Source organism: Pseudomonas sp. LS44 (assembly GCF_024730785.1).
Classification (GTDB): Bacteria; Pseudomonadota; Gammaproteobacteria; order Pseudomonadales; family Pseudomonadaceae; genus Aquipseudomonas.
Map to the genome: position 1 here is coordinate 3,047,673 of NZ_CP102830.1, position 26,435 is coordinate 3,074,107.

28 protein-coding genes and 3 pseudogenes are annotated in these 26,435 nt (G+C 59.4%); 21 read left to right on the forward strand and 10 right to left on the reverse strand.

Annotation, left to right across the window (positions count from 1 at the left end):
* Nucleotides 1-4 precede the first annotated feature (4 nt).
* Together NVV93_RS13595 and NVV93_RS13600 are read left to right on the forward strand one after the other, a co-directional pair.
* Entirely contained in the window at nucleotides 5-1,309 is a 1,305-nt protein-coding gene (locus NVV93_RS13595; protein WP_258251169.1) for a virulence factor family protein, read from the forward strand.
* A gap of 45 nt (nucleotides 1,310-1,354) precedes the next feature.
* Complete coding sequence (locus tag NVV93_RS13600) at nucleotides 1,355-1,903, forward strand: cytochrome b (protein ID WP_258251170.1); 549 nt, start codon at nucleotides 1,355-1,357, stop codon at nucleotides 1,901-1,903.
* Nucleotides 1,904-1,972: 69 nt separating this feature from the next.
* Here NVV93_RS13600 and NVV93_RS13605 read toward each other — a convergent pair whose 3' ends face one another.
* Both NVV93_RS13605 and NVV93_RS13610 read right to left on the reverse strand, forming a co-directional pair.
* The gene (locus NVV93_RS13605) at nucleotides 1,973-3,880 is read right to left on the reverse strand and encodes a potassium transporter Kup (RefSeq protein ID WP_258251171.1); all 1,908 of its coding nucleotides are present in this window, start codon (nucleotides 3,878-3,880) and stop codon (nucleotides 1,973-1,975) included.
* Nucleotides 3,881-4,042: 162 nt separating this feature from the next.
* Complete coding sequence (locus tag NVV93_RS13610; protein ID WP_258251172.1) at nucleotides 4,043-5,005, reverse strand: integron integrase; 963 nt, start codon at nucleotides 5,003-5,005, stop codon at nucleotides 4,043-4,045.
* Between the two features lie 864 nt (nucleotides 5,006-5,869).
* On the opposite strand from NVV93_RS13610, the gene NVV93_RS13615 reads away from it, so the two are divergent.
* The 13 genes and pseudogenes from NVV93_RS13615 (at nucleotide 5,870) to tsaA (ending at nucleotide 13,902) form a co-directional block, all read left to right on the forward strand.
* The gene (locus NVV93_RS13615) at nucleotides 5,870-6,538 is read left to right on the forward strand and encodes a HEPN domain-containing protein (protein WP_258251173.1); all 669 of its coding nucleotides are present in this window, start codon (nucleotides 5,870-5,872) and stop codon (nucleotides 6,536-6,538) included.
* Between the two features lie 128 nt (nucleotides 6,539-6,666).
* Nucleotides 6,667-7,167: a GNAT family N-acetyltransferase gene (locus tag NVV93_RS13620; protein ID WP_258251174.1), complete on the forward strand. Its 501-nt coding sequence runs from the start codon at nucleotides 6,667-6,669 to the stop codon at nucleotides 7,165-7,167.
* Nucleotides 7,168-7,574: 407 nt separating this feature from the next.
* Nucleotides 7,575-8,297, forward strand: coding sequence for a hypothetical protein (locus NVV93_RS13625; RefSeq protein ID WP_258251175.1), 723 nt, complete (start codon nucleotides 7,575-7,577; stop codon nucleotides 8,295-8,297).
* Nucleotides 8,298-8,384: 87 nt separating this feature from the next.
* A complete protein-coding gene (locus tag NVV93_RS13630) occupies nucleotides 8,385-8,990 on the forward strand; it encodes a Pr6Pr family membrane protein (RefSeq protein WP_258251176.1) in 606 nt (201 codons plus the stop codon).
* Nucleotides 8,991-9,125: 135 nt separating this feature from the next.
* A complete protein-coding gene (locus NVV93_RS13635; protein WP_258251177.1) occupies nucleotides 9,126-9,287 on the forward strand; it encodes a DUF2986 domain-containing protein in 162 nt (53 codons plus the stop codon).
* A gap of 127 nt (nucleotides 9,288-9,414) precedes the next feature.
* Nucleotides 9,415-9,745 (forward strand): annotated as a pseudogene (locus NVV93_RS20100) (PaaI family thioesterase).
* A 90-nt stretch (nucleotides 9,746-9,835) separates the two neighbouring features.
* Nucleotides 9,836-10,252, forward strand: a complete 417-nt coding sequence (locus NVV93_RS13640; protein WP_258251178.1) for a GFA family protein — start codon at nucleotides 9,836-9,838, stop codon at nucleotides 10,250-10,252.
* A gap of 280 nt (nucleotides 10,253-10,532) precedes the next feature.
* Nucleotides 10,533-10,937, forward strand: coding sequence for an SRPBCC family protein (locus NVV93_RS13645; protein WP_258251179.1), 405 nt, complete (start codon nucleotides 10,533-10,535; stop codon nucleotides 10,935-10,937).
* A 143-nt stretch (nucleotides 10,938-11,080) separates the two neighbouring features.
* Nucleotides 11,081-11,285, forward strand: a pseudogene (locus NVV93_RS20185) (S4 domain-containing protein); the annotation flags it as partial.
* Nucleotides 11,286-11,362: 77 nt separating this feature from the next.
* A pseudogene (locus tag NVV93_RS20190) lies at nucleotides 11,363-11,791 on the forward strand (RNA-binding protein); the annotation flags it as partial.
* A gap of 42 nt (nucleotides 11,792-11,833) precedes the next feature.
* On the forward strand, nucleotides 11,834-12,295 hold the full coding sequence (locus NVV93_RS13655; RefSeq protein WP_258251181.1) for a DUF1456 family protein: 462 nt from the start codon (nucleotides 11,834-11,836) through the stop codon (nucleotides 12,293-12,295).
* Between the two features lie 103 nt (nucleotides 12,296-12,398).
* Nucleotides 12,399-13,169, forward strand: coding sequence for an SDR family oxidoreductase (locus tag NVV93_RS13660; protein WP_258251182.1), 771 nt, complete (start codon nucleotides 12,399-12,401; stop codon nucleotides 13,167-13,169).
* Nucleotides 13,170-13,209: 40 nt separating this feature from the next.
* The gene (gene tsaA / locus NVV93_RS13665) at nucleotides 13,210-13,902 is read left to right on the forward strand and encodes a tRNA (N6-threonylcarbamoyladenosine(37)-N6)-methyltransferase TrmO (protein WP_258251183.1); all 693 of its coding nucleotides are present in this window, start codon (nucleotides 13,210-13,212) and stop codon (nucleotides 13,900-13,902) included.
* Nucleotides 13,903-13,999: 97 nt separating this feature from the next.
* Here the strand turns inward: tsaA and NVV93_RS13670 are convergent, their stop codons facing one another.
* Nucleotides 14,000-14,293 (reverse strand): putative quinol monooxygenase, encoded by a 294-nt coding sequence (locus NVV93_RS13670; protein WP_258251184.1) that lies wholly within the window; start codon nucleotides 14,291-14,293, stop codon nucleotides 14,000-14,002.
* A 59-nt stretch (nucleotides 14,294-14,352) separates the two neighbouring features.
* Between NVV93_RS13670 and NVV93_RS13675 the strand changes: the two genes are divergently transcribed.
* Nucleotides 14,353-14,763 (forward strand): VOC family protein, encoded by a 411-nt coding sequence (locus NVV93_RS13675; protein ID WP_258251185.1) that lies wholly within the window; start codon nucleotides 14,353-14,355, stop codon nucleotides 14,761-14,763.
* Nucleotides 14,764-14,819: 56 nt separating this feature from the next.
* On the opposite strand, the gene fpr is transcribed toward NVV93_RS13675, so the two are convergent.
* Nucleotides 14,820-15,599 carry a ferredoxin-NADP reductase gene (fpr, locus tag NVV93_RS13680; RefSeq protein WP_258251186.1) on the reverse strand — a complete coding sequence of 260 codons (780 nt, stop codon included), beginning with the start codon at nucleotides 15,597-15,599 and terminating at the stop codon, nucleotides 14,820-14,822.
* A gap of 117 nt (nucleotides 15,600-15,716) precedes the next feature.
* Here fpr and NVV93_RS13685 point away from each other — a divergent pair, with 117 nt between their 5' ends.
* On the forward strand, nucleotides 15,717-16,643 hold the full coding sequence (locus NVV93_RS13685) for a LysR family transcriptional regulator (RefSeq protein ID WP_258251187.1): 927 nt from the start codon (nucleotides 15,717-15,719) through the stop codon (nucleotides 16,641-16,643).
* Nucleotides 16,644-16,668: 25 nt separating this feature from the next.
* Here the strand turns inward: NVV93_RS13685 and NVV93_RS13690 are convergent, their stop codons facing one another.
* Nucleotides 16,669-17,034 carry a diacylglycerol kinase gene (locus tag NVV93_RS13690; protein ID WP_258251188.1) on the reverse strand — a complete coding sequence of 122 codons (366 nt, stop codon included), beginning with the start codon at nucleotides 17,032-17,034 and terminating at the stop codon, nucleotides 16,669-16,671.
* 74 nt (nucleotides 17,035-17,108) lie between these two features.
* Nucleotides 17,109-17,759 carry a response regulator transcription factor ErdR gene (erdR, locus tag NVV93_RS13695; protein WP_258251189.1) on the reverse strand — a complete coding sequence of 217 codons (651 nt, stop codon included), beginning with the start codon at nucleotides 17,757-17,759 and terminating at the stop codon, nucleotides 17,109-17,111.
* A 121-nt stretch (nucleotides 17,760-17,880) separates the two neighbouring features.
* Here erdR and NVV93_RS13700 point away from each other — a divergent pair, with 121 nt between their 5' ends.
* Complete coding sequence (locus NVV93_RS13700; RefSeq protein WP_258251190.1) at nucleotides 17,881-18,768, forward strand: DMT family transporter; 888 nt, start codon at nucleotides 17,881-17,883, stop codon at nucleotides 18,766-18,768.
* Between the two features lie 6 nt (nucleotides 18,769-18,774).
* Here the strand turns inward: NVV93_RS13700 and NVV93_RS13705 are convergent, their stop codons facing one another.
* Entirely contained in the window at nucleotides 18,775-19,521 is a 747-nt protein-coding gene (locus NVV93_RS13705) for a tRNA-uridine aminocarboxypropyltransferase (protein ID WP_258251191.1), read from the reverse strand.
* 182 nt (nucleotides 19,522-19,703) lie between these two features.
* Here NVV93_RS13705 and NVV93_RS13710 point away from each other — a divergent pair, with 182 nt between their 5' ends.
* Both NVV93_RS13710 and NVV93_RS13715 read left to right on the forward strand, forming a co-directional pair.
* Nucleotides 19,704-20,108: a quorum-sensing-regulated virulence factor family protein gene (locus tag NVV93_RS13710; protein WP_258251192.1), complete on the forward strand. Its 405-nt coding sequence runs from the start codon at nucleotides 19,704-19,706 to the stop codon at nucleotides 20,106-20,108.
* Nucleotides 20,109-20,357: 249 nt separating this feature from the next.
* Entirely contained in the window at nucleotides 20,358-21,428 is a 1,071-nt protein-coding gene (locus tag NVV93_RS13715) for an LOG family protein (protein ID WP_258251193.1), read from the forward strand.
* A 106-nt stretch (nucleotides 21,429-21,534) separates the two neighbouring features.
* On the opposite strand, the gene recX is transcribed toward NVV93_RS13715, so the two are convergent.
* The 3 genes from recX to NVV93_RS13730 form a co-directional block, all read right to left on the reverse strand.
* The gene (gene recX, locus NVV93_RS13720) at nucleotides 21,535-21,999 is read right to left on the reverse strand and encodes a recombination regulator RecX (protein ID WP_258251194.1); all 465 of its coding nucleotides are present in this window, start codon (nucleotides 21,997-21,999) and stop codon (nucleotides 21,535-21,537) included.
* Nucleotides 22,000-22,008: 9 nt separating this feature from the next.
* Entirely contained in the window at nucleotides 22,009-23,055 is a 1,047-nt protein-coding gene (recA, locus tag NVV93_RS13725; RefSeq protein WP_258251195.1) for a recombinase RecA, read from the reverse strand.
* An 86-nt stretch (nucleotides 23,056-23,141) separates the two neighbouring features.
* Nucleotides 23,142-23,648 carry a CinA family protein gene (locus NVV93_RS13730; RefSeq protein ID WP_258251196.1) on the reverse strand — a complete coding sequence of 169 codons (507 nt, stop codon included), beginning with the start codon at nucleotides 23,646-23,648 and terminating at the stop codon, nucleotides 23,142-23,144.
* Between the two features lie 74 nt (nucleotides 23,649-23,722).
* Between NVV93_RS13730 and mutS the strand changes: the two genes are divergently transcribed.
* Nucleotides 23,723-26,290: a DNA mismatch repair protein MutS gene (gene mutS / locus NVV93_RS13735; protein WP_258251197.1), complete on the forward strand. Its 2,568-nt coding sequence runs from the start codon at nucleotides 23,723-23,725 to the stop codon at nucleotides 26,288-26,290.
* Nucleotides 26,291-26,435 lie beyond the last annotated feature (145 nt).

Here is a 26,435-nt window from a genome sequence, read left to right on the forward strand (position 1 = left end):
TCCCATGCTCAAACACAATTGGCGACATCTGCTGGTTATCCTCATCGTGCTTATCCTGGGCGCCGCCCTACTGCTCTGGAGCCGCCCGACCACCCACGCACGGATCGCCCAGCAAAAATTGCCCGACGGCAGCACGGCGACTCTCGCCACGCCGGCCAACGCACCGAAGACCCGAGTGCTCCTGGCGGTGAATGGTGCGCAACAGCTGAGCGATGTCGAACTGCTCGCGCTGGCCGAACGCGGCAATGCGCGTCTATTGCAGATCGAGTTGCCGGCCAACGATTGCCCTGCACAACAGCACCGTCTGCAAGCCGCCAGCCGCGTGCTGGGCGGCGCGCCGCAGTTAATTGCCGGGATCGGCCCGGGCGCGGCATTCGCCTGGCGCTGGCTCGCCGGCCAGACCAGCGACCAGGCAAACGCCCTGTCCATCGACTTCGACCTGCAACACCCCGATTGCCCCACGGCGCTGCCGCAGCAAGCCGCGCACGGCCACTGGAGCATCGCCTGGAACGACAACCCCGACGCCGCCAGCGCCGCCTTCGCCCGCAATCAGAACAACGCCAGCACCCGCATCAGCGATTACGACACGACGCTGCCGCAGCTGCTTGCCCAGCAGTCGCAGGCCTTACTGCAAGGCGCAGGCGAGGCTCTACCGGTGATCGAGGTGCCGGCCAACAAACCGGTGGAAACCGTCACCCTGTTCTATTCCGGCGATGGTGGCTGGCGCGATCTGGATCGCGGTGTGGCAGAACAAATGGCCCAGCGGGGCTACTCGGTGGTGGGCATCGATGCGCTGCGTTACTTCTGGCAGCACAAAAGCCCCGTTCAAGGCGCCGCCGATATCAGCCAGCTGATGAAAACCTACCGCGAACAGTGGGGCGCCAAGCGCTTCGTGCTGGCCGGTTATTCGTTCGGCGCCGATGTACTGCCGGCGTTCTACAACCAACTGCCGGCCGCCGATCAGCAGCAAGTAGACGCCCTTCTGCTGCTCGCCCTGGCGCGCAGCGGCAGCTTTGAGATCGAAGTGCAGGGCTGGCTCGGCAAGGCCGGCCAAGAGGCCAGTACCGGGCCAGAACTGAACAAACTACCGACCGCCAAAGTGCTGTGCGTATACGGTGCGAAGGAAGCCGAGGAAAGCGGCTGCACGCAGCCGGACGCGGAGGGCGAACGCTTGCAGCTGCCCGGCGGCCACCACTTCGACGAGAACTACCCAGCCCTTGCTGAACGCCTGCTACAAGCCGTACGGCAACGCCAAGGCGACTCTACCCCCGCTCAGGTCAACCAGGAAAACTCCGGCGTCAGCGGTTAAGCTCGGCAAGTACCCGCCCGATAGAGCGGAAATAAAGGAGCCGTGATGAGCTGGAAAAATACCTCCTCCCGCTATGGGAGCCTGTCCATCGCCCTGCACTGGCTGATGCTCGTGCTGATCGCCGGCGTGTATGCCTGCATCGAACTGAAGGGCAACTTCCCCAAAGGCAGCGAAACCCGCGAGCTGCTCAAGCAATGGCACTTCATGCTCGGCTTGAGCGTTTTTGCGTTGGTCTGGCTGCGCTTGTTCGCACGCCTGATCGCGCCCAACCCCCGCATCGAACCGGCCTTGCCAGGCTGGCAGAATGGCCTGGCAACAGTCATGCATCTGGCCCTGTACGCCCTGATGATCGGCGCACCGCTGGCCGGCTGGCTGATCCTCAGTGCCGCCGCCAAGCCCATCCCCTTCTTCGGCCTGCAATTGCCGGCCCTGATCGGCAAGAATCCGCCGTTGGCCGAGCAGATCAAGGAGCTGCATGAACTGGCCGGCACCATCGGCTACTGGCTGATCGGCCTGCACGCCGCAGCCGGGCTGTTCCACCACTTCATCAGCCGTGACAACACGCTCACCCGCATGCTGCCCAAGCGCAGCTGAGCCTTCCGCAGAAAAGAAAACGGCGCGAATTCCGTGTGGAATCGCGCCGTGGACTGACTGCTTCGAAAATTAGATTTCGACCTGGGTTCCCAGCTCGATCACCCGGTTCAACGGCAGATTGAAGTAGCGCAGATTGCCGTTGGCGTTCTTCAGCAGGAAGGCGAACAACACCTCGCGCCAGCGCGCCATCCCGACCACTTTCGACGGAATGATGGTTTCCCGACTGAGGAAATAGGTGGTGCGCATCGGGCTGAAGTCCAGCTCGCTGAGGTGGCAGAGGCCGAGCGCGGCGGGAACGTCGGGCTCTTCCATGAAGCCGAAGTACAGCGTCACCCGGAAGAACCCATCGCCATAGGCGTCCACCGCAAACCGCCGATCCTCCGCCACCCGCGGCGTGTCCTGGCTGATCACCGTGAGCAGCACCACCTGCTCGTGCAGCACCTGGTTATGCAGGAGGTTATGCAGCAAGGCATGCGGCACCGCATCCGGCCGCGCGGAAAGAAACACCGCCGTGCCCTTGACCCGGTGCGGCGGATCGCTGCGCAGGCTGCCGATGAAGATTGGCAGCGACAGCGCCACTTCGTCGAGATGCTCCACCAGCAGCTGACGGCCGCGCTTCCAGGTGGTCATCAGGATGAACAGCGCGATCCCCGCCAGCACCGGGAACGCCCCGCCCTGGACGACCTTGGGCAGATTGGCGGCGAAGAACAGGCTATCGACCACGAGGAAACCGAGCACCAGCGGCACCGCCAGCAGCGGCGGCCATTTCCACAGCAGCAGCATCACCACGCCCATCAGCACCGTGGTGCACAGCATGGTGCCGGTCACCGCCACCCCGTAGGCCGCAGCCAGTGCGCCGGACGACTCGAAACCGAGCACCAGCAGGACCACCGCGATCATCAGCGCCCAGTTCACCGCGGCGATATAGATCTGTCCCTGCTCGTGCCGCGAGGTGTGCTGGATGACCATCCGCGGCACATAGCCGAGCTGGATGGCCTGCTGGGTCAGCGAGAAGGCCCCGGAGATCACCGCCTGGGAGGCGATCACCGTGGCCATGGTCGCCAGCCCCACCAGCGGCAGCAGCGCCCAGTCCGGCGCCAGCAGGTAGAACGGATTGCGCGCGGCCTCGGGGTTGACCAGGATCATCGCGCCCTGGCCGAAGTAGTTCAGCAGCAGCGCCGGCAGCACCAGAATGAACCAGGCGCGGGCGATCGGTTTACGGCCGAAGTGGCCCATGTCGGCATACAGCGCCTCGGCGCCGGTCAGCGCCAGCACCACGGCACCGAGAATCGCCACGCCAATACCCGGATGGGCGATGAAAAAGTTCACCGCCCACACCGGGTTCACCGCCTTCAGCACTTCAGGCTGTTGCCAGATGCCATACAGCCCCAATGCCGCCAGGGCCAGGAACCACAACACCATCACCGGACCGAACAGCGTGCCGATCCGCTCGGTGCCGTGCTTCTGGATCAGGAACAGGCCGACCAGCACGATCAGCGATAGCGGTACCACCCAGTGCTCGATGCCGTCGAAGGCGATCTCCAGGCCCTCGACCGCCGACAGTACGGAAATCGCCGGGGTGATCATGCTGTCGCCATAGAACAGCGCCGCGCCGATCAGGCCGAAGATCACCAGCACCGTGCGTAGCCGTGGGTACTCCTGGGCGGCGCGCAAAGCCAGAGTGGTCAGCGCCATCACCCCGCCCTCGCCCTGGTTGTCGGCGCGCATCACGAACAGCACGTACTTGATCGACACCACCCAGATCAGCGACCAGAAGATCAGCGAGAGCACGCCGAGGATGCCGTCATGGCTCACCGGCACGCCATAACCGCCAATGAACACTTCCTTCATGGTGTACAGCGGGCTGGTGCCGATATCGCCATACACCACCCCGACGGCGGCCACCAACAGGCCAACGCCAGAACGTGCATGGGTTTCGGAGTGTTGCTCAGCGGTGCCTACGGCGGCATTCGACATCAAGGCTCATTCCTGTCCTGAAAATAGTCGGCGCATCCTGCTCCGGCCGAGTCGGCTACACAAGGGAGGAAGGCGTGTCTGAATGAATATAGAAGCTATATATCCGAAATACGCGTTGCTCTGCGACTTATCCGCACCGATCCCATCAGGCGCAAACATCCCTCAGTGATCCAGCGGACTTCGGACACCCAAGCCGCCGCGATTGAGCACATGGGTATAGATCATGGTCGTTTTAACATCGGCGTGCCCCAGCAGTTCCTGCACCGTACGGATGTCCTGACCCCGCTCCAGCAAATGAGTGGCAAAGCAGTGACGCAGCGTATGCGGGGTTGCCAACTTCTCGATGCCCGCCGCCCCGACCGCAGCCTTGAATGCTCGCTGCACCCTCTTCTCGTCCACGTGATGACGGCGAGTCTTGCCACTGCGTGGATCGAGCGATAGCCCCGACGCTGGAAACACATACTGCCAAGCCCACTCCCACGGAGCTTTTGGATATTTGCGCTCCAATGCGAACGGCAAATACACGTCTCCGCGCCCCGCCTGTAGCTCCACCTGATGAGTAGCTTTGATCACCGCCAAATGTTGCTTCAATGCGGGCTGCAGACGTTCTGGCAATACGGTTACCCGATCTTTCATACCCTTCCCGTCACGAATCAAGATCTCCTGCCGGGAGAAGTCGACATCTTTAACCCGTAACCGCATTACCTCCATCAACCGCATGCCTGAGCCATACAACAAACTCGCAATCAACCACAGTTCGCCCTGCAACTGCGATAACACCTGTTGTACTTCGCCAACACTCAGCACCACAGGCAAGCGCACAGGTTTCTTGGCCCTCACGACCTCACCGAGCCAGGGCAAGTTGAGCTTCAGGACTTGTTTATAAAGAAACATCAATGCAGCCAGTGCCTGATTTTGCGTCGACGCAGACACATTGCCACGAATGGCGAGATCGGAAAGAAACGCCTCTACCTCAATCGCCTCCATTTCGACAGGATGACGATATTTATGAAATCGAATGAATCGCTTGACCCACTCGCAATAGACTCGCTCCGTGCGAATCGAGTAGTGTTTCAAACGAATCTGCTCCCGCACTTGATCGAGCAGCTTAGGCTTTCCATCCATGGTGTATAACTCCCTTATACAGTCACCCGACCGCTACGACACGCAGCCTAGATGGGGTTAGTGAATAGGACAAGGAATGTTATCCGCCAAACCCGTGAAAGCGTTATTGCACCAATTGGTGTCTATTTATAGTTAGGCGTCAGTAACTTTTGGACTCGGTGCAAAACATGGAAGTTGGGTTAGTCACCGCACTCTCAGTATTTATTCCGCATCTACCGCGCGGCCGGCAAACTCGCCGTGATCGTCGTGCGGGCTATCGCCCCGTCGCCGCCCTGGCTGGCGCACACGCGCCGTGCACAAGTGTTTTCCTGCTATGCAGTACGTGCTTGAAAGTTCGCAGCGGCTCGGCCATCGTGCCGCAATCAACAACTCGTCGGCCCGGGCATCTTCGCCTAACTAGCGGTTCAAGGCCGCTCGCTGCGCTCGCTCGGGACCGCGTTCCGCGGCCCCTTAACCTGAACGTTAGGTGCTTACATGGAATCAGTGAAAAATCTAGAAATCGGTGTATTTCAGCGATTTACAAGAAAGCAACGATTTACGTTCAACCTGCTTTTCTTAATGCTACTCACCGCCTATCCGGCAATATCGTTTCTGATGTCAATGATCACTCCCGGCACAGATGCTGGGATGTACGGTGTTATGTTTCAACTGTCCTGCATGCTAGGCCATTTTTTCCTTTTTTGGTCTGTTGGTGCCGTTCGAATTAGGTATATTGCTATATTCCTATTAGTGCTAGGAGTATCCATATTTCTTGGCACCCAAAGTTAGGCACCTAACAATGCGCTCAAAGCGCTCACTTCGTTCGCTGGGACCGGCTAAAGCCGGCCCCTTAGCTTAATCGTTAGGCCCACATGGGGAATTTCAATGAGCCTTGATGCAATCGTTGCGCGAGCTGACCAGCTAATAGTCATGGGGCAACAGGTAGTTGCCACGCGACATTCTTCGGGATATGGATCAGACGCGGTTGAAAGCGCCCCGATGAAAGGTTTCCGCGCAGCGGCACTCTCGTTTATCGATCGCGTCTACAGCCGCGACCATCCGCATTTCGCAGAGTTTGAAATCAGCACTAATGACAGCTGGTTCTACAACGCGGAGAATGGGCTAGCCATCGTCCAAACTATTCGCGATGAGATCGCCGGCGGCTGGTTGTTTACTGTTCGAGGCTTGGTTGCCGCGGAGGTTTTCGCCGATTTTCTCGAAATGGCGGAGCATCTACTCGAGTCCGGCTACAAGGATCCTGCTGCGGTCATGGGTGGAAGCGTTCTCGAAGAACACTTTCGGCAACTGTGCAACAAGCACGCGATACCGATCGATGAACAGAAGAATGGTAAGCAAGTGCCCAAAAAGGCTGATCGTCTCAATGCTAAACTGACCGCTTCGACTGCATACTCGAAGCTCGATCAGAAGCAAATTACGGCCTGGCTGGATTTGCGAAACAACGCCGCACATGGAAACTACAACGCTTATACCGCTGAACAAGTAGAACAGCTTCTAGCAGGTGTAACTAACTTCATGGTTCGCGTCCCGACGTAGCAGTGGACCTAACAATTCGTCCAAGCCGACGCCGCTCTGCGGCGCAGCTTAACTCAGACGTTAGGCGCCACAAGCACACTTGCGAGGCGACTCGGCCTTGATTCAAAGCAACTAGGAGTCACACCTAAATGACGGACGCTCGGGCAATTGTGGGCAAGGCGACGGCCGCCGACCTTGACGGGATTCTTGAGCTTCAAGCGGAAAATCAGATCGACCGGGGCGGCGCCCTGTCGGCGAGTCTGTCGCGTTCCAGAGTGGCCTCAATGATGCGTGACATGCCGCTGATCGTCGCGCGGCGCGACGGACTTGTTACCGGCTTTCTCATGACGACTACGAGGGCAATGAACGCCGATCTGCCTATAGTCCAGGCAATGTTCACTGCATACCAAGGTGCGCCAAATGCCTATGTCTATGGCCCCATCTGCGTCGGCGCAGAGGAGCGCGGAAAGGGAATGGCGCAAGCTATGTTCAAAGAACTGCGAGCCTTGGAGCCAGGCCGTGAAGGCATCTTGTTTATACGCCGCGATAACGAGGCATCGCTAAGAGCGCATGCCCGTATGGGAATGCATGAGGTCGCCGAGTTCCAGTTCAATGGCTTCGATTTCGCAGTTTTTTCTTACATCGGCTGACCATCGTGTGCCGGCGTCGCAGGGTGGCGCCTAACAATTCATTCAAGCCGAACCCGCTTCGCGGGTCGGCTTAATTCAGGCGTTAGGTAACACACAAGGAGAACTCAGTGGCCAATCTGCCAGGACCGCAACCTGATATTCAGTTCTGCCCAATCTGCCAAGGCAATCTTCGAAATATCCCAAGAAATGAAATGCGTTCAAGAGCTTATGTTCGGCGCGATGGTACAGTTTCAGAGCACACACATACTTATGAGTGTGCTGCGTGCAACACACGCTTTGAAATAAACCAAGAAAGGTAAAGGGGTGTGCCGGTGAGTCACCTAACAATGCGCTCAAATCGCTCACTTCGTTCGCTGGGACCGCGTTCCGCGGCCCCTTAGCTTAATCGTTAGGCAAAAGAGAAAATGGTGCCTAGAAAACAAAAGAGAAAGCTACTAGAGCAGCCACAACCGGTTATAAATCGATGGTTTGCGATAAAAGCAATCCGAATCTCCCGACCTTACGTCGAAAGTACTCTAAGAGTATATCTCCGCGCAAAACTTACATATCAGGAAAGAAAGCGATCAGCTGCATTAACATCAGCACTAGATACCACAATTAAAGAACTCAAGAAGCTAAATGCAAGCAAATTTGAGTCGCTGAAAGTATTCTTCAATCTCTCTCTTTTCTTTCTTATTGCAGAGAAAGACATTCAAGCTGTTAAGGTAGATGCCCTATCTCACCCCGACGCATGGAAAAGAAATCTCTCTTTGCGCATCATGTTGTTAGTCATACATGAGTGGGACATGGCTAAGGTTGCGCCCGCAAATAAGCTACGAGAAGCATATGAGGCTGCGAGCATTAGCCAAGAGCTAAGAGAGGAAATGACAGAGGCATTTCGAAAAATCAACAAGGCACACTCCAAAGCAAAACAACTATTGGCGCACGCTAGGCATGCCACAATTGCACACAGAGATGCTGACGCAATGCTCCAATATGAAACAATTACCAATTTAGACGCAATGGAAACCATGAAGGTGGCCGCCTCATTCTACGAAGGGGCAGACCTATTTATTCAAGCATTACCCAAGGTAATGCTTGAAGCCGGCAGCATTCATTCACTGCTCAAGCAATACAGTAGGCATGCCTAACAAGTGGTTCAAGTCGTTCGCTTCGCTCACTCGGGACGGGCTAAAGCCCGCCCCTTAACCAAACGTTAGGCACTCACTCGGCCGCTTATGCTCACACTTACTCGCCTGATCCTTGCTGTGCTTACGCTAGTAGCCATTGGCCAACAACTGATCCTTCATGTTGCTGCGTCCTACAGCGTGCTGAACTTCTTCAGCTACTTCACGAACCTATCCAACATCTTCGCCGCTCTGATCCTACTTCTCAGCGTGTTCTTGAACAGAAGCAGTTCCCAAGAACTTGCCAAGTACGCGTCGACCGTCAACATGGTCGTCGTGGGTCTCGTCTTCGCCATACTGCTCAGGAACGTAGATCTCGGCGCATTGCTTCCTTGGGTCAACTTCGTCCTCCACTACCTCATGCCAGTGGCTGTCGTCCTCAATTGGCTGGCAGCACCCCCAGCCACCAAGCTGCGTCCAAAGCACATGCTCATTACCTTGGTGTTCCCAACTGCGTATCTCGTGTACGTCTTGGTTCGCGGCGCAAGCACTGGCTGGTACCCGTATCCATTCCTCAATCCAGCAAATGTCGGTGGCTATGGTGCCGTGGCCGCGTACTCGCTGGGCATCACCGCAACCTTTCTTATCGCGAGCTGGGCGCTACTCGTTATTGGCAACCGTTTGGGCAGTTCAAAGCGTCACAATGCAAGCGCCTAACAAATCGCTCACTTCGTTCGCTGGGACGGGCAGCCCGCCCCTTAACCTAACGTTATGCACTAATGGCGCGCGGCAGGATCTGGCTCAATAGTTTAAGCTGATATTATTAAAGTATTTACAAGTTGAGTATAAAACATGAATCGGCGTAAAAAAATAAATCAGCTATTAAAGGCTCATGCCAAAAAAGCTAGTGCCAAATTGGCACCAAAAAGTAAGTCTAAATACATTAGTAAAGCTGACCGATTGAAGCTAGCCGCTGAATCCAGTCAAGACCCAACCATTTCTTCTGAGAGCTGATATACGCATCTTAAGCGCAAGGTATCTCTATATAATGGCTGTTACGGTATTCTGTGTGTGAATCGCCCCGCATACACCGAGTGGCATTACCCACGAATATAAACATAAGATTTCACTGGAGAGCCGTATGCCATCCAAGGCTGAGATCGCAAGTTTCCTGGCCACCGAGCTTCCGCAAACCAAATGCACGGTCGAGTCGGTCGGCAATTGGCAGTGGCTGATGTGGCTTTGTATGTCGCTATCCTGGGGGAAATCGGCATTGTTCCCCTGGCAGTGACCACCAGCTTGAGCATCAACTTCCTACGCAAGCCTTCGGCCAACGGCGTATGCGCACTCATGAAGGTCGGCAAGTCCTTGGCGATCGGCAAGGTAGCTTTTATTCGGAAGGAATGGAGGTACCCGTTGCCCATGCCGTGGGCACGTACTCCATCCCGAGAGAACGTACGCAAGGAAGCTAACCTTTCCATCGAGCCGGCATCCGTAGCACGCTCGGATTGTTGTTTACGGCCGCCACTCATTTCAAACGTTAGGCGCCACTAGGAGGAGCCATGCCCGATCAAACGCTTGAAGTTGAAGGTGGTTGTCAATGCGGAGCGGTTCGCTACCGCATCGAAGGTGAGCCGGTGATGGCGGCGCTCTGTCATTGCTCGATGTGTCGGCGTGCCAACGCGGCGCCAGCGGTTGCTTGGGCAATGTATGAACGGCTAAAGGTGTCCTTTCTCACCGGCTCGCCTTCGATCTATGAGTCATCGCCCGGTGCCCAGCGCGGCTTCTGCTCTCGCTGCGGCACGCAGATATGCTTCACGGCGGAGTACATTCCGGGGCTGATCGATATCACGATCGGTAGCCTGGATGATCCAACCCTGGTTCCGCCTACCTTTCACTATTGGGAATCCAGGCGCCTGCCTTGGTTACACGTGGCCGATCAGCTTCCCAGCTATCCAGAGTTTCCTCCAACCGAATAGGCGCTGCGCTAGATGCGCCTTACCCTTCCCTTGAGCTGACGTTAGACACACGCGTGATCCGTCAGCCGCGGAAGGTCAACCAACTGGCGCCCCCCCCCCATTCTCAATCGTTAGGCCCCGTCACTCCCCACCGCCCCACCCTGCCCGGCCCGGCTGACGCCGCCCCTTCATCGAGCACTCATTCCGACCTGCGGCCCGCCGGGAGTCCGGCATGGGCTACTAGGCTGTAATCGACCGATCTGACGTCAAGCCTCTCCGCTATCGCAGCAGGTATCTAGCCATGGCCTCCATTCGCAAAGAAGTTTCCTTCAATGTTTCTGCAGAGCAACTGTGGGACGCCGTTCGTGATGTCGGCGCCTTGCATACTCGGCTGGTAGTCGGTTTCGTCACGGACTGCCACCTGGAGGGTGGTGTGCGGATCGTCACATTCGCCAACGGGTTGGTCGCGCGCGAGCTGATTGTCGACGTGAATGACGCGGATCAGCGCCTAGTCTGGGCTGTCGTCGATGGCCAACTCTCCCATCACAACGCCTCGGTGCAGGTCTTTGCCGATGGCGCGCAGCGCTGTCGCCTAGTGTGGATTGCCGACTTGTTGCCGAATGAAATGGCGCCGGCCATCGAGGCGATGATTGAACAGGGCCTGTTGGCCATGAAAAATACCCTGGAGCAGGTGGCTAAAGACTAGGCGGCACCTGCGCAGGTTTGTCTGGTGCCGCTGGTTCGCGCGCAGGATGATTCCGCCGTACGCCCCGGTTTATCGCTCACCCCCCAGCTACGGCCGCGATGCGCTTACAATGGCCGCCTTCTCACTCTGCGGTTGTCGTCTTCATGTCCGAACCTTTGCGCCTGTCCAAATGTGTCATCGAACTGACTGGCTGCTCGCGTCGCGAGGCGGAGCTGTACATTGAAGGCGGCTGGGTGACGGTCGACGGCCATGTGGTTGAAGAGCCGCAGTTCAAGGTGCAGGGCCAGACCGTCGTATTGCTGCCCGGGGCCACGGCAACTGCGCTGGAACCAGTGACGCTGCTGGCGCATCAGGCGCCCGGCGGCAAGGGCGGCTCCGTTCAGGCCATGCTGGCGCTCGCCGACCGCTGGGCCGACGACCAATCGGGCATCCGTCCGCTACAAGGTCATTTCGCTCGCCTGACCACTGCGCTGCCGCTGCAAGCGCAGGCCGGTGGTCTGGTGGTGCTCACCCAGGACTGGCGCATCTTGCGCAAGCTGAACGACGACGCCAGCAAGCTCGAACAGGAGTACGTGGTCGAGGTCAGCGGCACGATTGCCGCCAATGGTCTCGAACGCCTGAAGCGTGGGCTGAAGCATAAGGGTCAGGAGTTGCCGCCGGCGAAAGTCAGCTGGCAGAACGAAACCCGCCTGCGCTTCGCCTTGAAGAATCCTCAACCGGGGCTGCTTGTCGCCATGTGTGAGGCCGTCGGCCTGACAATGATCAGCATGAAGCGCATCCGTATCGGCGGCGTGTCTATGGGCAAGGTTCCGCCTGGCCAATGGCGCTATCTGCCCGCCGGCGAGCGTTTCTAGTCCCCCTCCCCCTCATTGCCTGTTTCATCTGGAATTATCGAAATGCTCAACAACGATGTTTTGCGCAGCGTGCGCTACATGCTCGATCTCAGCGATGCCAAGGTCGTGGAAATCCTCAAGCTGGCCAATTACGACGTCACCAAGAGCGAGGTCGACGCGTACCTGAAGAAGGAAGACGAAGAAGGCTTTGCGCCCTGTGACGACGAGGTGTTGGCGCATTTCCTCGATGGCTTGGTGATTCACCGCCGGGGTAAGGACGAAAGCCGCCCGACGCCGCCGATCGAATTGCCGCTGACCAATAACGTGGTGCTGAAGAAGCTGCGCGTGGCGTTCGAATTGAAAGAAGACGACATCCTCGGCTTGCTCCAGGCGGTAGACCTGCCAATCTCGCGACCGGAGCTGAGCGCGCTGTTTCGCAAGTTCGGTCACAGCAACTACCGCACCTGTGGCGATCAAGTGCTGCGCAACTTCCTCAAAGGTCTGACCCATCGGGTTCGCGACTGACCGACGATTTCTCCTCATGGCAAGGCATTCCCGAGCGCAATAGTGCCTCCTTTGGCGGGCGCAGCCGTTTAGGGTAGTGCCACCACTGTCATGAGGACTCGCCATGCACCCGTACTTCTCCCTCCAAGGCCGCACCGCGCTGATCACCGGCGGCACCCGCGGTATCGGCAAGATGATTGCCAAAGGCTTTGTCGAAGCCGGCGCCAAAGTCTATGTCTGCGCCCGTGACGCGCAGGCCTGCGCAGAAACCGCCGCGGAGCTCAGCGCCTTGGGCGAATGCCATGGGATCGCCGCCAACCTCGCCAGCGAGGAAGGCGTGCAAGCGTTGGCAGCGCAGCTTGCGGAGCAGATCGGGCAGCTCGACATCCTCGTCAACAACGCCGGCACCACCTGGGGCGCTCCGCTGGAAAGCTATCCGGTGCAAGGCTGGGAAAAGGTCATGCAGCTCAACGTCACCTCAGTGTTCAGCTGCATTCAACTGCTACTGCCGCTGTTACGCAAAGCCGGCAATGCACAAAGCCCGGCGCGCATCATCAATATCGGTTCGGTCGCTGCGATCTCTTCCTTTGGTGAACAGGCGTATGCCTACGGGCCGAGCAAGGCGGCATTGCATCAGCTGTCGCGTCTGCTGGCGCGCGAGCTGGCGAGCGAACACATCAACGTCAACGTAATCGCCCCCGGACGTTTCCCGAGCAAGATGACCCGGTATATCACGCAGAATGCCGAGGCGATGGCCGAGGATTGCGCGCATATCCCCATGAAGCGCTGGGGACGTGAGGATGAGATGGCCGCGCTGGCAATCAGCCTGGCGAGCACCGCTGGCGCTTACATGACCGGCAATATCATCCCTATCGACGGTGGTTTCAGCCTCTAATCGGTTAGCATGGCGGCGTTTCCCTGCTGACAACGCCGCCATGTCCTACTCCGTCGCCCCCATCGGTTTCGTGCGCTCCTGCTTCAAGGAGAAATTCGCCATCCCGCGCCAACCGCAACTGGCACCCGCTGCACGCGGCGTGCTGGAACTGCTCGCGCCATACGATCAGGGCGAAGCCGTGCAGGGGCTGGAACAGGTCAGCCATGTCTGGCTGCTCTTCGTCTTTCATCAGGCCTTGGAAGACAAACCGCGCCTCAAGGTGCGCCCGCCGCGGCTGGGCGGCAATCAGTCGCTGGGGGTGTTCGCCACGCGCTCGACGCACCGCCCCAATGGCATCGGTCAATCGGTGGTACGCCTGGACAAGGTCGAGCCGGGGCGTCTGTGGCTATCCGGCATCGACCTGCTGGACGGCACGCCGGTGCTGGATATCAAGCCCTATGTGCCCTATGCCGACTGCCTCGCCGGCGCACACAACGGCATCGCCGAGCAGGCGCCGGCGCTGATCGCGGTGGACTGGAGCACAACCGCGCTGGCTGAGGCCCAGGCGCATGGCGAGCGCCTCGGCGAACCGCTGGTGGCGCTGATCGAGCAATGCCTGGCCCAGGACCCGCGCCCGGCGTATCAGAAGCCAGAACCCGAGCGGCGCTACGGTGCGCGCCTGTGGGACGTGGATGTGCGCTGGCACTACCCGGAGACGGGACGGATCACGGTACTCGAAGTCACGCCGGCGTAGCTCGCCAGCATGCGGTATCGGCTGCGGCGGCGAAGCCGGCCCTCGGGCGCGCGGGCGTAATCCACTAGCCAAGCGGTTCTCTGCCGGCGCCCCGCGTTCAGCCACGCACCAGCATATCGCCCTCGATGGCCTCCTGACTGAGGATCAACGGCTCAACCAGCGGCCGGCTGGCGAGGAAGTGCGGGGTGCGCATGTGCGCCTCGAAGGCCGCCTCATCGACGTAGACCTCGTACAACCAGACCAGATCGGGGTCGCTGCGATCCTGCAGCACGTCGAAAACCAGACAGCCCGGCTCGTCACGCACCGAGGCGGCGGCATTGATCCGCATGGCGGCCATGAAGGCCTCGAGGCTGGCGGGTTTGAGTTGGGTTTTGAGCAGCAGGCAGTACACAGCGGACTCCTTTTTGTCCTATAGTCGCGACAGATTGTATACAAACTGGAGTATTGATAATGCCCAATCGTCCCGGCCGCCTCAATGGCCTGCGCCACTTGGCGCTGTTGGTGCCCAATCTGGAAGCCTGCGAACGCTTCTATGTCGACGTGCTCGGCATGCAGGTGCTCAACCGCGCCAACGAAGACCTGGTCTACCTCACCTGCGGTAACGACAACCTCTCCCTCGGCCGCGCCTACGCCGAAAGCAGCGGCGTGCAGGCTGTCGACCACTACGGCTTCGTCGTCGACAGCCGGGAGGAGCTGCAGGCCTGGTACGACTATCTGCAAGCCCGCGACGTGACCCTGCTCGACCGGCCGTTCGCTCATGGCGACGGCGCCTGGAGCTTCCATCTGCTCGATCCGGCCGGCAACAAGATCCAGCCGCTCTACCATCCGGCGCTATCGGGCCAGCGCTTCAGCCAGAACTGAGGCAGCGGCAAGAAAAAGCCCGCCGATGGGCGGGCTTTGGGATACAGCGCTGGCGCTTACTTCTCGACGAAGGCGCGTTCGATCAGGTAGTCACCCGGCTCGCCCATGCGCGCGGAGATCTTCAGGCCGAAGCTATTGAGCACTTCGCTGGTCTCGTCGAGCATGCTCGGGCTGCCGCAGATCATCGCACGGTCGTCCTGCGGATTGATCGGCGGCAGGCCGATGTCCTCGAACAGTTTGCCGCTGCGCATCAGGTCGGTCAGACGACCCTGGTTCTCGAACGGCTCGCGGGTCACGGTCGGGTAGTAGATCAGTTTGTCTTTCAGCGCGTCGCCGAAGAATTCGTTCTGCGGCAGATGCTCGGTGATGAACTCGCGGTAGGCGACTTCATTCACGTAGCGTACGCCATGAACCAGGATGACCTTCTCGAAACGCTCATAGGTTTCCGGGTCCTGGATCACGCTCATGAACGGCGCCAGGCCAGTGCCGGTGCTGAGCAGGTACAAGTGCTTGCCGGGCAGCAGGTCATCCAGCACCAGGGTGCCGGTGGGCTTCTTGCTGATGACGATCTCGTCGCCTTCCTTGAGGTGTTGCAGCTGGGAAGTCAGCGGACCATCCGGCACCTTGATGCTGAAGAACTCCAGATGCTCGACGTAGTTCGGGCTGGCAATGGAGTAGGCACGCATCAGCGGGCGGCCAGTTTCCTGTTGCAGGCCAATCATCACGAACTGGCCGTTTTCGAAGCGCAGACCCGGGTCACGGGTGCACTTGAAGCTGAACAGGGTATCGTTCCAGTGGTGGACGCTGAGCACACGCTCTACGTTCAGATTGCTCATGCGGGCTTCCTCGGCAAAAACACGAACACCCGAAAAGGGCTATGGCGCGGAATTCTAATGGCGCGCAGAATATCTGTTAAGTGGATTATTAAGATATAGGTTATCGGTTATATAGATATGCGATTCACTCTCAGACAACTTCAGGTGTTTGTTGCCATCGCCCAACAGGAAAGCGTCTCCCGTGCGGCGCAGTCCCTGGCGCTGTCGCAGTCAGCGGCGAGTACCTCGCTGACCGAGTTAGAGCGCCAATCCGACTGCCAACTGTTCGATCGCGCCGGCAAGCGCCTGAGTCTCAATGCCCTGGGTCGCCAGCTGCTGCCGCAAGCAGTGGCGCTACTTGATCAGGCCAAAGAAATCGAACGCATGTTGAACGGCAAGAGCGGCTTCGGCTCCCTGGACGTCGGCGCCACGCTGACCGTCGGCAATTATTTGGCGACCCTGCTGATTGGCAGTTTTATGCAGCGGCATCCCGAATGCCGGGTGCGCCTGCATGTGCAGAACACCATGAATATCGTCCAGCAAATCGCCCATTACGAACTGGATCTAGGTCTGATCGAAGGCGACTGCCAGCACCCGGAAATCGAAGTGCAACCGTGGGTCGAGGACGAGCTGGTGGTGTTCTGCGCGCCGCAGCATCCCTTGGCAAGCCGCGGTCAGGCCAGTCTCGATGAGTTGACCCGGGAAGCATGGATTCTCCGTGAACAGGGCTCCGGCACGCGCCTGACCTTCGATCACGCCATGCGCCACCATCGCACGGCGCTCAACATCCGCCTCGAGCTGGAGCACACCGAGGCGATCAAACGCGCGGTGGAGTCAGGCCTAGGTATTGGCTGTATTTCCCGCCTGGCGCTGCGCGATGCCTTTCGCCGCGGCAGCCTGGTGGCGGTGGAGACCCCAGCGCTGGACCTGACCCGGCAGTTCTATTTCATCTGGCACAAGCAGAAGTACCAGACCGCCGCAATGCGCGAATTTCTCGAGCTATGCCGCGAATTGACCGCCGGGGTGACGCGTAGCGATGCGATTGTGTTGCCGACGCTGGCCTGACATTTGGCTACGCGATTGGAGAGCTTCAACCGAGCAGGATCACCGCCCACACCGCGACGATCAGACTCAGCGCGACAAACTGGGCGGCGCTGCCCATGTCCTTGGCATTCTTGGACAGCGGATGAAGATCCAGCGAAATGCGATCGATGGCCGCCTCCACCGCCGAGTTGAACAACTCGACGATCAACGCCAGCAAACACACGGCAATCATCAGGGCCCGCTCGACGCGGCTGACCTGGAAATAGAAGGCCAACGGAATCAGCACCACATTGAGCAGCACCAACTGGCGGAACGCGGCTTCGCCGATGAAGGCGGCACGCAGCCCAGCCATCGAATAGCCGGCGGCATTGAGAACTCGTTTCAGACCGGTTTGGCCTTTGAAGGGCGACATAGAACGCAACTACCAATTGAAGGGCGCCGCAAACTAGCTCGGGCGCGGTCAAAAATGCGTGAAAATCCGCCGCCTTAACTGGCCGGAATGGATTCCATTTGTTGCAACAGCAAGGCCGCCTGAGTGCGGGTGCGCACCCCCAGCTTGCGGAAAATTGCCGTCACGTGCGCCTTGATGGTCGCCTCGGAAACCTTCAATTCGTAAGCGATCTGCTTGTTCAGCAGCCCATCGCAAACCATCGTCAGCACACGAAACTGTTGGGGCGTCAGACTGGCGAGTCCAGCGCTGGCGGCCTTCGCTTCCTCGGAAACGCCGGCTACCGCCTGGGTTTGCAGCGGCCACCAGGTATCGCCATCGAGCACTTCGCGGACCGCCTGCTGAATGGTTTCCAACGGGCTGGACTTGGGAATGAAGCCGCTGGCGCCGAACTCCCGCGCGCGCGCCACGACCGCAGCCTCTTCCTGTGCCGAGATCATCACCACAGGAATTTGCGGGTATTGCCCACGCAGCAGGACCAATCCGGAAAAGCCGTAAGCCCCTGGCATATTCAAATCGAGCAGAACTAGATCCCAATCGCTTTTCTCGCCGAGGCACGCCTCGAGCTCGGCGATGCTGGCTGCTTCGACCAAGCGCACCCCAGCACCAAGGCCAAGCGTCAGGGCTTGCTGCAGGGCACTACGAAACAGAGGGTGGTCATCGGCGATCAGGATTTCATAAGCGGCCATGGCAGATCCTGTTTTAGTTGTAATGGGCCGGAGGCGGCGCTCAGCATGCCGAGAGCTGCCAGGGTGGTCAAGTTGGTTGCTTTGCGGCACAGTTTGCGGCTTTTCCAGCCGAGATCCCACCATGCGAAACCAGGCTCTGCGCGCCGACCTATTAATGTTGCTCACTGCAATGATCTGGGGCAGCGCCTTCGTCGCTCAACGGGTCGGCATGGACCATATCGGTCCGCTGCTATTCTCCGGCCTACGTATGGGCCTCGGCATGCTGGCGCTGCTGCCGCTGTTGCTGCTTCGCTCTAACTCCGGGGAGCAACAACCCATCAATCGCGGCCTGTGGATCGGCGGTGGCTTGATGGGGCTGGCCTTGGCCATAGGCGTCAATCTGCAGCAGGTTGGCTTGCTGTTCACTAGCGTGACCAATTCGGGATTCATCACCGGGCTGTATGTGATTGTCGTGCCGTTGCTCGGCCTGCTGCTCGGTCATCGCACCGGCATGGGCACTTGGCTCGGGGCAATTCTGGCGGTAGTCGGCATGTTCTTGCTGAGTGTCGGCGAGAACTTCCATGTGGCTTCTGGCGACTGGCTGCAACTGGCCGGCGCCTTCGTCTGGGGTGCGCATGTCTTGCTGGTGGGCGCGTTCGCCCGGCGCTATGACCCGATCCGCCTGACCATCATTCAGTTCCTGGTGTGCGCCGTGATCAGCCTGCTACTGGCGGTGGTATTCGAAGATATCCGCTGGGACATGATCCTCAAAGCCGGGCCCGCGATTCTGTATGGCGGACTGATCTCGGCGGGCATCGGTTACACCCTGCAGGTGGTCGCCCAGCGTCACGCAATTGCCTCGCACGCGGCGATCATCCTGTCACTCGAAGCCGTGTTTGCCGCTATCGCTGGCGCCTTGTTCCTCGGTGAATCGCTGCACATGCGCGGCTATTTGGGTTGTGCGCTGATGTTCACCGGCATGCTCATCGCCCAATTGTGGCCGCGCAAAGACGAGGCGCAGGCCGCCTGACGCGCATTAGCGGAAGGCTTGCAGGCGCCGATGCAGTTCGTCTTGCAAATCCACCGGCAAGTGCCGCTTGGCGCCCAGGTAATGAGCGGTAAATACATCGAGGTAGGCGTCCAATGCTTGAGCCGCCTGCTGATCGCCGGCCAACTCCAGACACAAGGCGGCGACTTCCGCGGTGCACAGATGGTCGTCGCGTTTGGAGCGGCGCAGGCGGTAGCGCGACAGCTGCTCCGGTAGCAGACCCAGCACCGGCAACTGGTCGAGATAGGGGCTTTTGCGGAACATCTTCCGCGCTTCGGTCCAGGTAGCATCGAGCAAAATGAACAGCGGCCGCTTGCCCTCCTCCACTTGCACTTCGCTGACCACCCGATGTGGCGCGGCATATTCGCCGGGAAAGACCACATAGGGTTGCCAGCGCGGGTCGGCGAGCTGCTCGAGCAAGCCCGCCTCGACGTCAGTGCGCGTCCAGCCGAAGGCGCTGGTACGCTCGACGACATCAGCGATGAGCCAGCCCGTGTTGGTCGGTTTGAGCGCTTCGACGTCATGCATCAGCAGGCAGACGCCCGACTCGGCGGAAACCCGAGGACGCAAGTCACATAGGCAATGGCTGGCGATCACCCGGCAGCCAGCGCAGCGCTCGGCACGCGACCCGCGCGCAACAAACGGCTTGCTGCTGCGCGCCAACCGTTGCGCGCGTAAACGAGCGACTGCGTGATCGGCGGCGGGTCGAGCGGGTGGTAGCGATAGCGAATGCATGACGGTCGGCTGGCGAAATGGGCCGGCAGTCTAACAGCCGGTACAGCACAGCGTACCTCCGAGGGTGACGCGGGTAACACCGGTCGCGATTTACGGTCAGAGCTTCGACGCAGGCGACATCCGCCGCGCAGGTCCGCACAATGGCGGGCAGCTCATATCAATATCGTTTTCAGGAGAACTCCATGCTGCGTTTTATTGCTCCCGCCCTAGCCCTCTGCCTGGCCCTGCCCACTGCGCAGGCGGCCAGCCTGAAGGACTACGAGTTGGGCAAGATGCTGGACACGGTGGCCAAGGACAGTAGCGTCGGCACACCGCGCGCAATCAATGAGGACATCCTCGATCAGGGCTATACGGTAGATAGCAACGAGCTGGTTAATCATCTCAGCGTCCGCGCAGAGCACGCTGCGCAGATGCGCGCCAACCCCGACACCGTTCGCGCCCAGCTTGCCGGCAGCGTCTGCCGCAACACCGGCTTTCGTCAGTTGCTGGCACGTGGGGCGGTGTTGCGATATCAGTTCACCGAATACAAGACCAATCGCCCGGTCGCCACTGAGCGCTTCAGCAAGGCCGATTGCGGCCTGAAATGAATATTGGTTGGTTTGAATAATTAAGACGGGCGAAGCCTTCCCAGCACCGCCCTGAGCTTTACTTGGACAGAAGCACAGTAAGAAGTTGCCGGTCTTAATGAGTCCGGCCCCACCGCTTGACGATCCCCCCAGGATAAGGAGTACCGCTCACCTTTCGACGAAATCCAGATCGGCCCGCGCCAGGCGAATCGGCAGTGCCCGCCAAGCCAATCTGCGTAGGCCAGGTTCCGCAACACAAGGAGACGTTAAATGCCTTATGAACCGGACGACTACTTATCCCGCCACTTCCAAACCAGTGGTATCGACCTCGCCAGCAAGGTCGACGAACTGGTCGGCCTTATCACTCCAAACACCAGCCTCAATCGTACGCTTTACCGAGAGATGCTGGTCACCGTCATCCGCATGGCGCAGGCCGACCGCAACCGCTGGGACGCCAAGATCATGCTGCAAACCCTGCGCGAAATGGAGCATGCCTTTAGCAGCCTTGAGCAATTCAAGCGGCGGCGCAAGGTCACGGTCTTTGGCTCAGCGCGCACGCCTCCCGGCCATCCGCTCTACACCCTGGCCCGTGACTTGGGCGCGACTCTCACCCGTTATGACTTGATGGTGGTAACCGGTGGCGGAGGAGGCATCATGGCCGCCGCCCACGAGGGAGCCGGGCGGGAAAACAGTCTGGGCTTCAACATCACCCTGCCCTTCGAGCAAGGCGCCAACGCGACCATGGCGGGCAGCGAGAATCTGCTGTCGTTCCATTTCTTCTTTCTGCGCAAGCTGTTCTTCGTCAAGGAAGCCGATGCATTGGTGCTTTGCCCCGGCGGTTTCGGCACGCTGGATGAAGCACTCGAAGTGCTGACGTTGATCCAGACCGGCAAGAGCCCGATTGTTCCAGTGGTCCTGCTCGATGAGCCGGGTGGTAGTTACTGGCAAGACGCCCTGGACTTTATCCACCGCCAACTGGAGAACAACCTCTACATCCGGCCAAGCGACATTCAGCTGATGCGCCTGGTACATAGCGCCGAGGAGGCGGCGGACGAGATCGCCCAGTTCTACAGCAACTTCCACTCCAGCCGCTGGCTCAAGGGCCTGTATGTGATCCGCCTCAACCACCCCTTAAATGAGGTGGCGCTGAATCAGCTGCAACGCGAGTTCATTGATCTATGTAAAAGCGGCAGCTTCGAACAGCACCCCGCCCTGGAGGCGGAAGGCGATGAACCGGAGCTTAAGCAGCTGCAACGTCTGACCTTTATCTTCAACGGGCGGGATCATGGCCGTCTGCGCGAACTGCTGAACTTCATCAACTTGCCGCAAAGCTGGGCCTAACTCCTCGCCTCAGCCGCCAATCTCCTTACCGACTGCAGCCATGCACCTCGCATGGCTTAAGGCTGCGCGCTTATAAGGATGGCGACGGTGGGTGCTGCTGGCGATTTCAGGTATTGCGACGACCGCTTAGTAGCCGACCGATCGCTTCCAGCGAGTAACCGCGATAGCTGAGAAAGCGCCCCTGCCTACCGCGCTCGCGGGCATCGGTAGGCAATTCGCCAGAAAATCTGCGTTGCCAGAGTTCAAGTAGCTGCTCTTGCCAATCGAAACCGCTGTCACGCAAGGCATTTTCGATGGCCTCACGGGGCAAGCCACGCTGGCTCAGCTCCTCACGAATCCGTAACGGGCCATAGCCCGCATTCGCGCGTTGGCGAATGAAGCTTTCCACATAGCGAGTTTCCGAGAGCAGCCCTTCTTCAGCCAGACGCTCAAGGGCAGACTCGATCAATTCGGCGGGGGCGCCACGTTGGCGCAATTTGCGGGCGAGCTCGACGCGCCCGTGTTCACGGCGCGCGAGCAAATCCATGGCAGTCCGCCGTACTGCTGCAAGGGTATCGAGTACGGCGGCCATAGTGCAGGATCAGGCGTCGATGTCGGCCAGATCGTCGGCCGTGCTGGCGCTAGCCGCGGCAGCCGGCGCATTGCTCAGCAGCTTCTCGCGAATCTGCCGCTCGACAGTGGCACCCACTTCCGGATTGTCTTCCATGTACTTGGCTGCGTTGGCCTTGCCTTGACCGATCTTGCCGCCTTGGTAGCTGTACCAGGCGCCAGATTTCTCCACCAGACCGAGCTGTACGCCCAGGTCGATGATCTCGCCGGTGCGATAGATACCTTTGCCGTACATGATCTGGAATTCGGCCTGCCGGAAAGGTGGTGCGACTTTGTTTTTCACCACTTTGACGCGGGTTTCGCTGCCGGTGACCTCATCGCCGTCCTTCACTGCACCAGTACGGCGAATGTCCAGACGTACCGAGGCGTAGAACTTCAACGCATTGCCGCCGGTGGTGGTTTCAGGGCTGCCGAACATCACGCCGATCTTCATGCGGATCTGGTTGATGAAAATCACCAGGCAGTTGGCATTCTTGATGTTACCGGTGATTTTGCGCAGTGCCTGGCTCATCAAGCGAGCTTGCAAGCCCACGTGCATGTCGCCCATTTCACCTTCGATTTCAGCTTTCGGCACCAGCGCGGCAACCGAGTCGACGATGACGACGTCGACAGCGTTGGAACGCACCAGCATGTCGGTGATTTCCAAGGCCTGTTCGCCCGTGTCTGGCTGCGATACCAGCAGGTCGTCAACGTTGACGCCCAGTTTGGCCGCATAGTCCGGGTCCAGCGCATGCTCGGCATCGACGAAGGCGCAAGTAGCACCCAGCTTCTGCGCCTCAGCAATGACCGACAGGGTCAAGGTGGTTTTGCCCGATGATTCCGGGCCATAGATCTCCACGATCCGGCCTTTTGGCAAACCGCCGATACCCAGGGCGATATCCAAGCCGAGCGAGCCGGTAGAGATAGCCGGAATGGCTTGGCGCTCATGATCGCCCATGCGCATGACTGCGCCTTTGCCGAATTGTTTTTCGATCTGGCCCAGGGCTGCAGCCAAAGCGCGCTTCTTATTCTCGTCCATTGAATCCTCACGTGATCAAGAGGGCCTGGCGGCCGCCAACAACTGTATAAGTAGCCAGTATTATTCCACAGGGCAAGTCCGGTCGCCTACCCCTGAATAGGATTTTCTCCACGCACCAAGCTGAGGAGCCCCGCTAGAGCGGTCTCAACCGTTTGTCGGCGCACTTGCTCGCGGTCGCCAGCAAACCAGCGACGCTCACTGATCACCCTCTGGCCATCGCCCCAGGCCAGCCAGACGGTGCCTACCGGCTTGTCCGGCGAACCGCCATCTGGTCCTGCAACCCCGCTGACTGCTACCGCAAAGCGCGCTTCGCTATGCCGCTGGGCACCACAGACCATGGCTTCCACGACTTCACGGCTGACCGCTCCGACTTGTCCGAAAAACTCGACGGGTACCTGCAATTGAGCGGTTTTCTGGACATTCGAATAGGTCACGTAGCCCGCCTCGAACCACGCCGAGCTGCCGGAAATCCGCGTGATCGCCTCGGCAATTCCGCCGCCGGTGCAGGACTCGGCGGTACTGACCTGAGCGCCGATCGACTGCAAGCATTCGCCCAACTGAGCGGCGAGACGGGTTATCTGTTCCAAGGCCATCTCCGGGGTTAAAGGCGACTATAGGGATACCGTACACTAGGCGCTTTTGCGATTTAAACCGGACAGCCAGACCGATGAGCGACCTCTCAGCCCACACCCCAATGATGCAACAGTACTGGAAGTTGAAGAACCAGCATCCGGACCAGCTGATGTTCTATCGCATGGGCGACTTCTACGAAATTTTCTATGAGGACGCCAAGAAGGCTGCGGCGCTGCTCGACATCACGCTCACCGCCCGCGGCCAATCCGCCGGCCAGGCAATCCCCATGTGCGGGATTCCCTACCATGCGGCCGAAGGTTATCTGGCCAAGCTGGTCAAGCTCGGCGAGTCCGTGGTCATTTGCGAACAAATTGGCGATCCGGCGACCAGCAAAGGTCCTGTTGATCGCCAAGTGGTGCGCATCATTACGCCCGGCACGGTCAGCGATGAAGCGCTGCTCGATGAGCGGCGCGACAACCTGCTGGCGGCAGTGCTCGGAGATGAACGCTTGTTCGGCCTGGCTTCGCTGGATATCACCAGCGGCCGTTTTAGCGTGCAGGAGCTGTCGGGCTGGGAAAACCTGCTGGCCGAACTGGAACGGCTCAACCCCGCGGAACTCTTGATCCCCGATGACTGGCCGCAAGGTCTGCCGGCGGAGAAACGTCGTGGCGTGCGCCGTCGTGCGCCCTGGGACTTCGAGCGCGACAGCGGGCGCAAAAGCCTCTGCCAACAATTCGCCACGCAAGATCTCAAGGGGTTCGGCTGTGAAAACCTCAGCCTGGCCATTGGCGCCGCCGGCTGTCTGCTGGGCTATGCCAAGGAAACTCAGCGCACCGCTCTACCGCATCTACGCAGCCTGCGTCATGAGCGTATCGACGACACTGTAATCCTCGATGGCGCCAGCCGGCGCAATCTGGAGCTGGATACCAATCTGGCTGGCGGCCGCGACAATACCCTGCAGTCGGTCATGGATCGCTGCCAGACCGCCATGGGCAGCCGCCTGTTGACCCGCTGGCTGAACCGCCCACTGCGCCAACGTGAAGTGCTTGAAGCGCGCCAGCAAGCGATTAGCTGCGTACTGGAGCGCTATCGCTTCGAGATCATCCAACCGCAATTGAAAGAAATCGGCGATATCGAACGCATCCTCGCCCGCATCGGCCTACGCAATGCGCGCCCGCGCGACCTCGCACGCCTGCGCGACGCGTTGTCCGCGCTGCCCGAACTGCAGCGCGCGATGACTGAATTGGAAGCACCGCATCTTGGCGAACTGGCAGTAAATATCCGCACCTACCCGGAGCTGGCGGAGCTACTGCAGCGGGCGATCAACGACAACCCACCGGCGGTGATTCGCGATGGTGGCGTTCTCAAGGTCGGTTATGACGCCGAGCTGGATGACTTGCTGTCGATCAGCGAGAACGCCGGCCAATTTCTCATCGACTTGGAGGCTCGTGAAAAAGCTCGTACCGGCCTGGCCAACCTCAAGGTGGGCTACAACCGTGTGCACGGGTATTTCATCGAGCTACCCAGCAAGCAAGCCGAACAGGCGCCAGCCGACTACATCCGTCGGCAAACCCTCAAAGGCGCCGAGCGCTTCATCACTCCCGAGCTGAAAACCTTTGAGGACAAAGCGCTGTCAGCCAAGAGTCGTGCCCTGGCGCGCGAGAAATTGCTCTATGACGAACTGCTCGAGCTATTGATCGGCCAGCTGGCGCCGTTACAAGACACAGCCGCCGCGCTTGCCGAACTGGACGTATTGAGCAACCTGGCTGAGCGAGCGCTAAATCTCGATCTCAATCGACCACGCTTCATCGACGAACCCTGCCTGCGTATCGAGCAGGGTCGTCATCCGGTGGTGGAACAAGTCCTCACTACCCCGTTCGTTGCCAACGATCTGGCGCTGGACGATGCGACCCGCATGCTGATCATTACCGGCCCGAACATGGGTGGTAAATCCACGTATATGCGCCAGACCGCACTGATCGTATTGCTCGCCCATATCGGCAGCTTCGTGCCCGCGGCGAGCTGCGAGCTGTCGCTGGTCGATCGTATCTTCACCCGTATCGGCTCCAGCGATGACCTCGCTGGGGGTCGTTCGACCTTCATGGTGGAAATGAGCGAAACCGCCAACATCCTTCATAACGCCAGCGCTCACAGCCTGGTCCTGATGGATGAGGTTGGCCGTGGCACCAGTACGTTTGACGGTCTGTCGTTAGCCTGGGCGGCCGCGGAGCAGCTGGCCGGTTTGCGCGCCTGGACGTTGTTCGCCACGCACTATTTCGAGCTGACGGTTCTTCCAGAAAACCAACCGAACGTCGCTAACGTGCATCTCAATGCGACCGAGCACAACGAGCGCATCGTCTTCCTTCACCACGTGCTGCCGGGGCCAGCCAGCCAAAGCTATGGGCTGGCGGTAGCGCAATTGGCCGGCGTACCCGCTGAAGTCATATTGCGTGCACGCGAGCACTTGGCCCGTCTTGAGGCGACCAGCCTGCCGCATGAGCTGCCGCGCGCCGTCATTGGCCAGCCGGCTCCGCCGATGCAAAGCGACCTCTTCGCCAGCCTGCCCCACCCTGTATTGGACGAGTTGCACAGAGTCCATCCGGATGATCTGACACCACGGCAAGCACTGGAGTTGCTATACGCATGGAAGAGACGAATCTAACGCCTGTGTCGCACAAGCTGATAGAATCCCGCGCGCTTTGGGTAGCGACGGCCTATTAGCCTGGCGCCGCGCTTATATAATTCCCCGAGCAGAGGGGCTTCTTTCCGTATCCGGAGCCCCCCAGTCGCCTGAGGAGAGAACTAGA

Coding starts and splice junctions, on each gene's coding strand:
- NVV93_RS13595 (WP_258251169.1), top strand. CDS start 5: ATGCTCAAACACAATTGGCGACATCTGCTGGTTATCCTCATCGTGCTT.
- NVV93_RS13600 (WP_258251170.1), top strand. CDS start 1,355: ATGAGCTGGAAAAATACCTCCTCCCGCTATGGGAGCCTGTCCATCGCC.
- NVV93_RS13605 (WP_258251171.1), bottom strand. CDS start 3,880: ATGTCGAATGCCGCCGTAGGCACCGCTGAGCAACACTCCGAAACCCAT.
- NVV93_RS13610 (WP_258251172.1), bottom strand. CDS start 5,005: ATGGATGGAAAGCCTAAGCTGCTCGATCAAGTGCGGGAGCAGATTCGT.
- NVV93_RS13615 (WP_258251173.1), top strand. CDS start 5,870: ATGAGCCTTGATGCAATCGTTGCGCGAGCTGACCAGCTAATAGTCATG.
- NVV93_RS13620 (WP_258251174.1), top strand. CDS start 6,667: ATGACGGACGCTCGGGCAATTGTGGGCAAGGCGACGGCCGCCGACCTT.
- NVV93_RS13630 (WP_258251176.1), top strand. CDS start 8,385: ATGCTCACACTTACTCGCCTGATCCTTGCTGTGCTTACGCTAGTAGCC.
- NVV93_RS13635 (WP_258251177.1), top strand. CDS start 9,126: ATGAATCGGCGTAAAAAAATAAATCAGCTATTAAAGGCTCATGCCAAA.
- NVV93_RS13640 (WP_258251178.1), top strand. CDS start 9,836: ATGCCCGATCAAACGCTTGAAGTTGAAGGTGGTTGTCAATGCGGAGCG.
- NVV93_RS13645 (WP_258251179.1), top strand. CDS start 10,533: ATGGCCTCCATTCGCAAAGAAGTTTCCTTCAATGTTTCTGCAGAGCAA.
- NVV93_RS13655 (WP_258251181.1), top strand. CDS start 11,834: ATGCTCAACAACGATGTTTTGCGCAGCGTGCGCTACATGCTCGATCTC.
- NVV93_RS13660 (WP_258251182.1), top strand. CDS start 12,399: ATGCACCCGTACTTCTCCCTCCAAGGCCGCACCGCGCTGATCACCGGC.
- tsaA (WP_258251183.1), top strand. CDS start 13,210: ATGTCCTACTCCGTCGCCCCCATCGGTTTCGTGCGCTCCTGCTTCAAG.
- NVV93_RS13675 (WP_258251185.1), top strand. CDS start 14,353: ATGCCCAATCGTCCCGGCCGCCTCAATGGCCTGCGCCACTTGGCGCTG.
- fpr (WP_258251186.1), bottom strand. CDS start 15,599: ATGAGCAATCTGAACGTAGAGCGTGTGCTCAGCGTCCACCACTGGAAC.
- NVV93_RS13685 (WP_258251187.1), top strand. CDS start 15,717: ATGCGATTCACTCTCAGACAACTTCAGGTGTTTGTTGCCATCGCCCAA.
- NVV93_RS13690 (WP_258251188.1), bottom strand. CDS start 17,034: ATGTCGCCCTTCAAAGGCCAAACCGGTCTGAAACGAGTTCTCAATGCC.
- erdR (WP_258251189.1), bottom strand. CDS start 17,759: ATGGCCGCTTATGAAATCCTGATCGCCGATGACCACCCTCTGTTTCGT.
- NVV93_RS13700 (WP_258251190.1), top strand. CDS start 17,881: ATGCGAAACCAGGCTCTGCGCGCCGACCTATTAATGTTGCTCACTGCA.
- NVV93_RS13705 (WP_258251191.1), bottom strand. CDS start 19,521: ATGCATTCGCTATCGCTACCACCCGCTCGACCCGCCGCCGATCACGCA.
- NVV93_RS13710 (WP_258251192.1), top strand. CDS start 19,704: ATGCTGCGTTTTATTGCTCCCGCCCTAGCCCTCTGCCTGGCCCTGCCC.
- NVV93_RS13715 (WP_258251193.1), top strand. CDS start 20,358: ATGCCTTATGAACCGGACGACTACTTATCCCGCCACTTCCAAACCAGT.
- recX (WP_258251194.1), bottom strand. CDS start 21,999: ATGGCCGCCGTACTCGATACCCTTGCAGCAGTACGGCGGACTGCCATG.
- recA (WP_258251195.1), bottom strand. CDS start 23,055: ATGGACGAGAATAAGAAGCGCGCTTTGGCTGCAGCCCTGGGCCAGATC.
- NVV93_RS13730 (WP_258251196.1), bottom strand. CDS start 23,648: ATGGCCTTGGAACAGATAACCCGTCTCGCCGCTCAGTTGGGCGAATGC.
- mutS (WP_258251197.1), top strand. CDS start 23,723: ATGAGCGACCTCTCAGCCCACACCCCAATGATGCAACAGTACTGGAAG.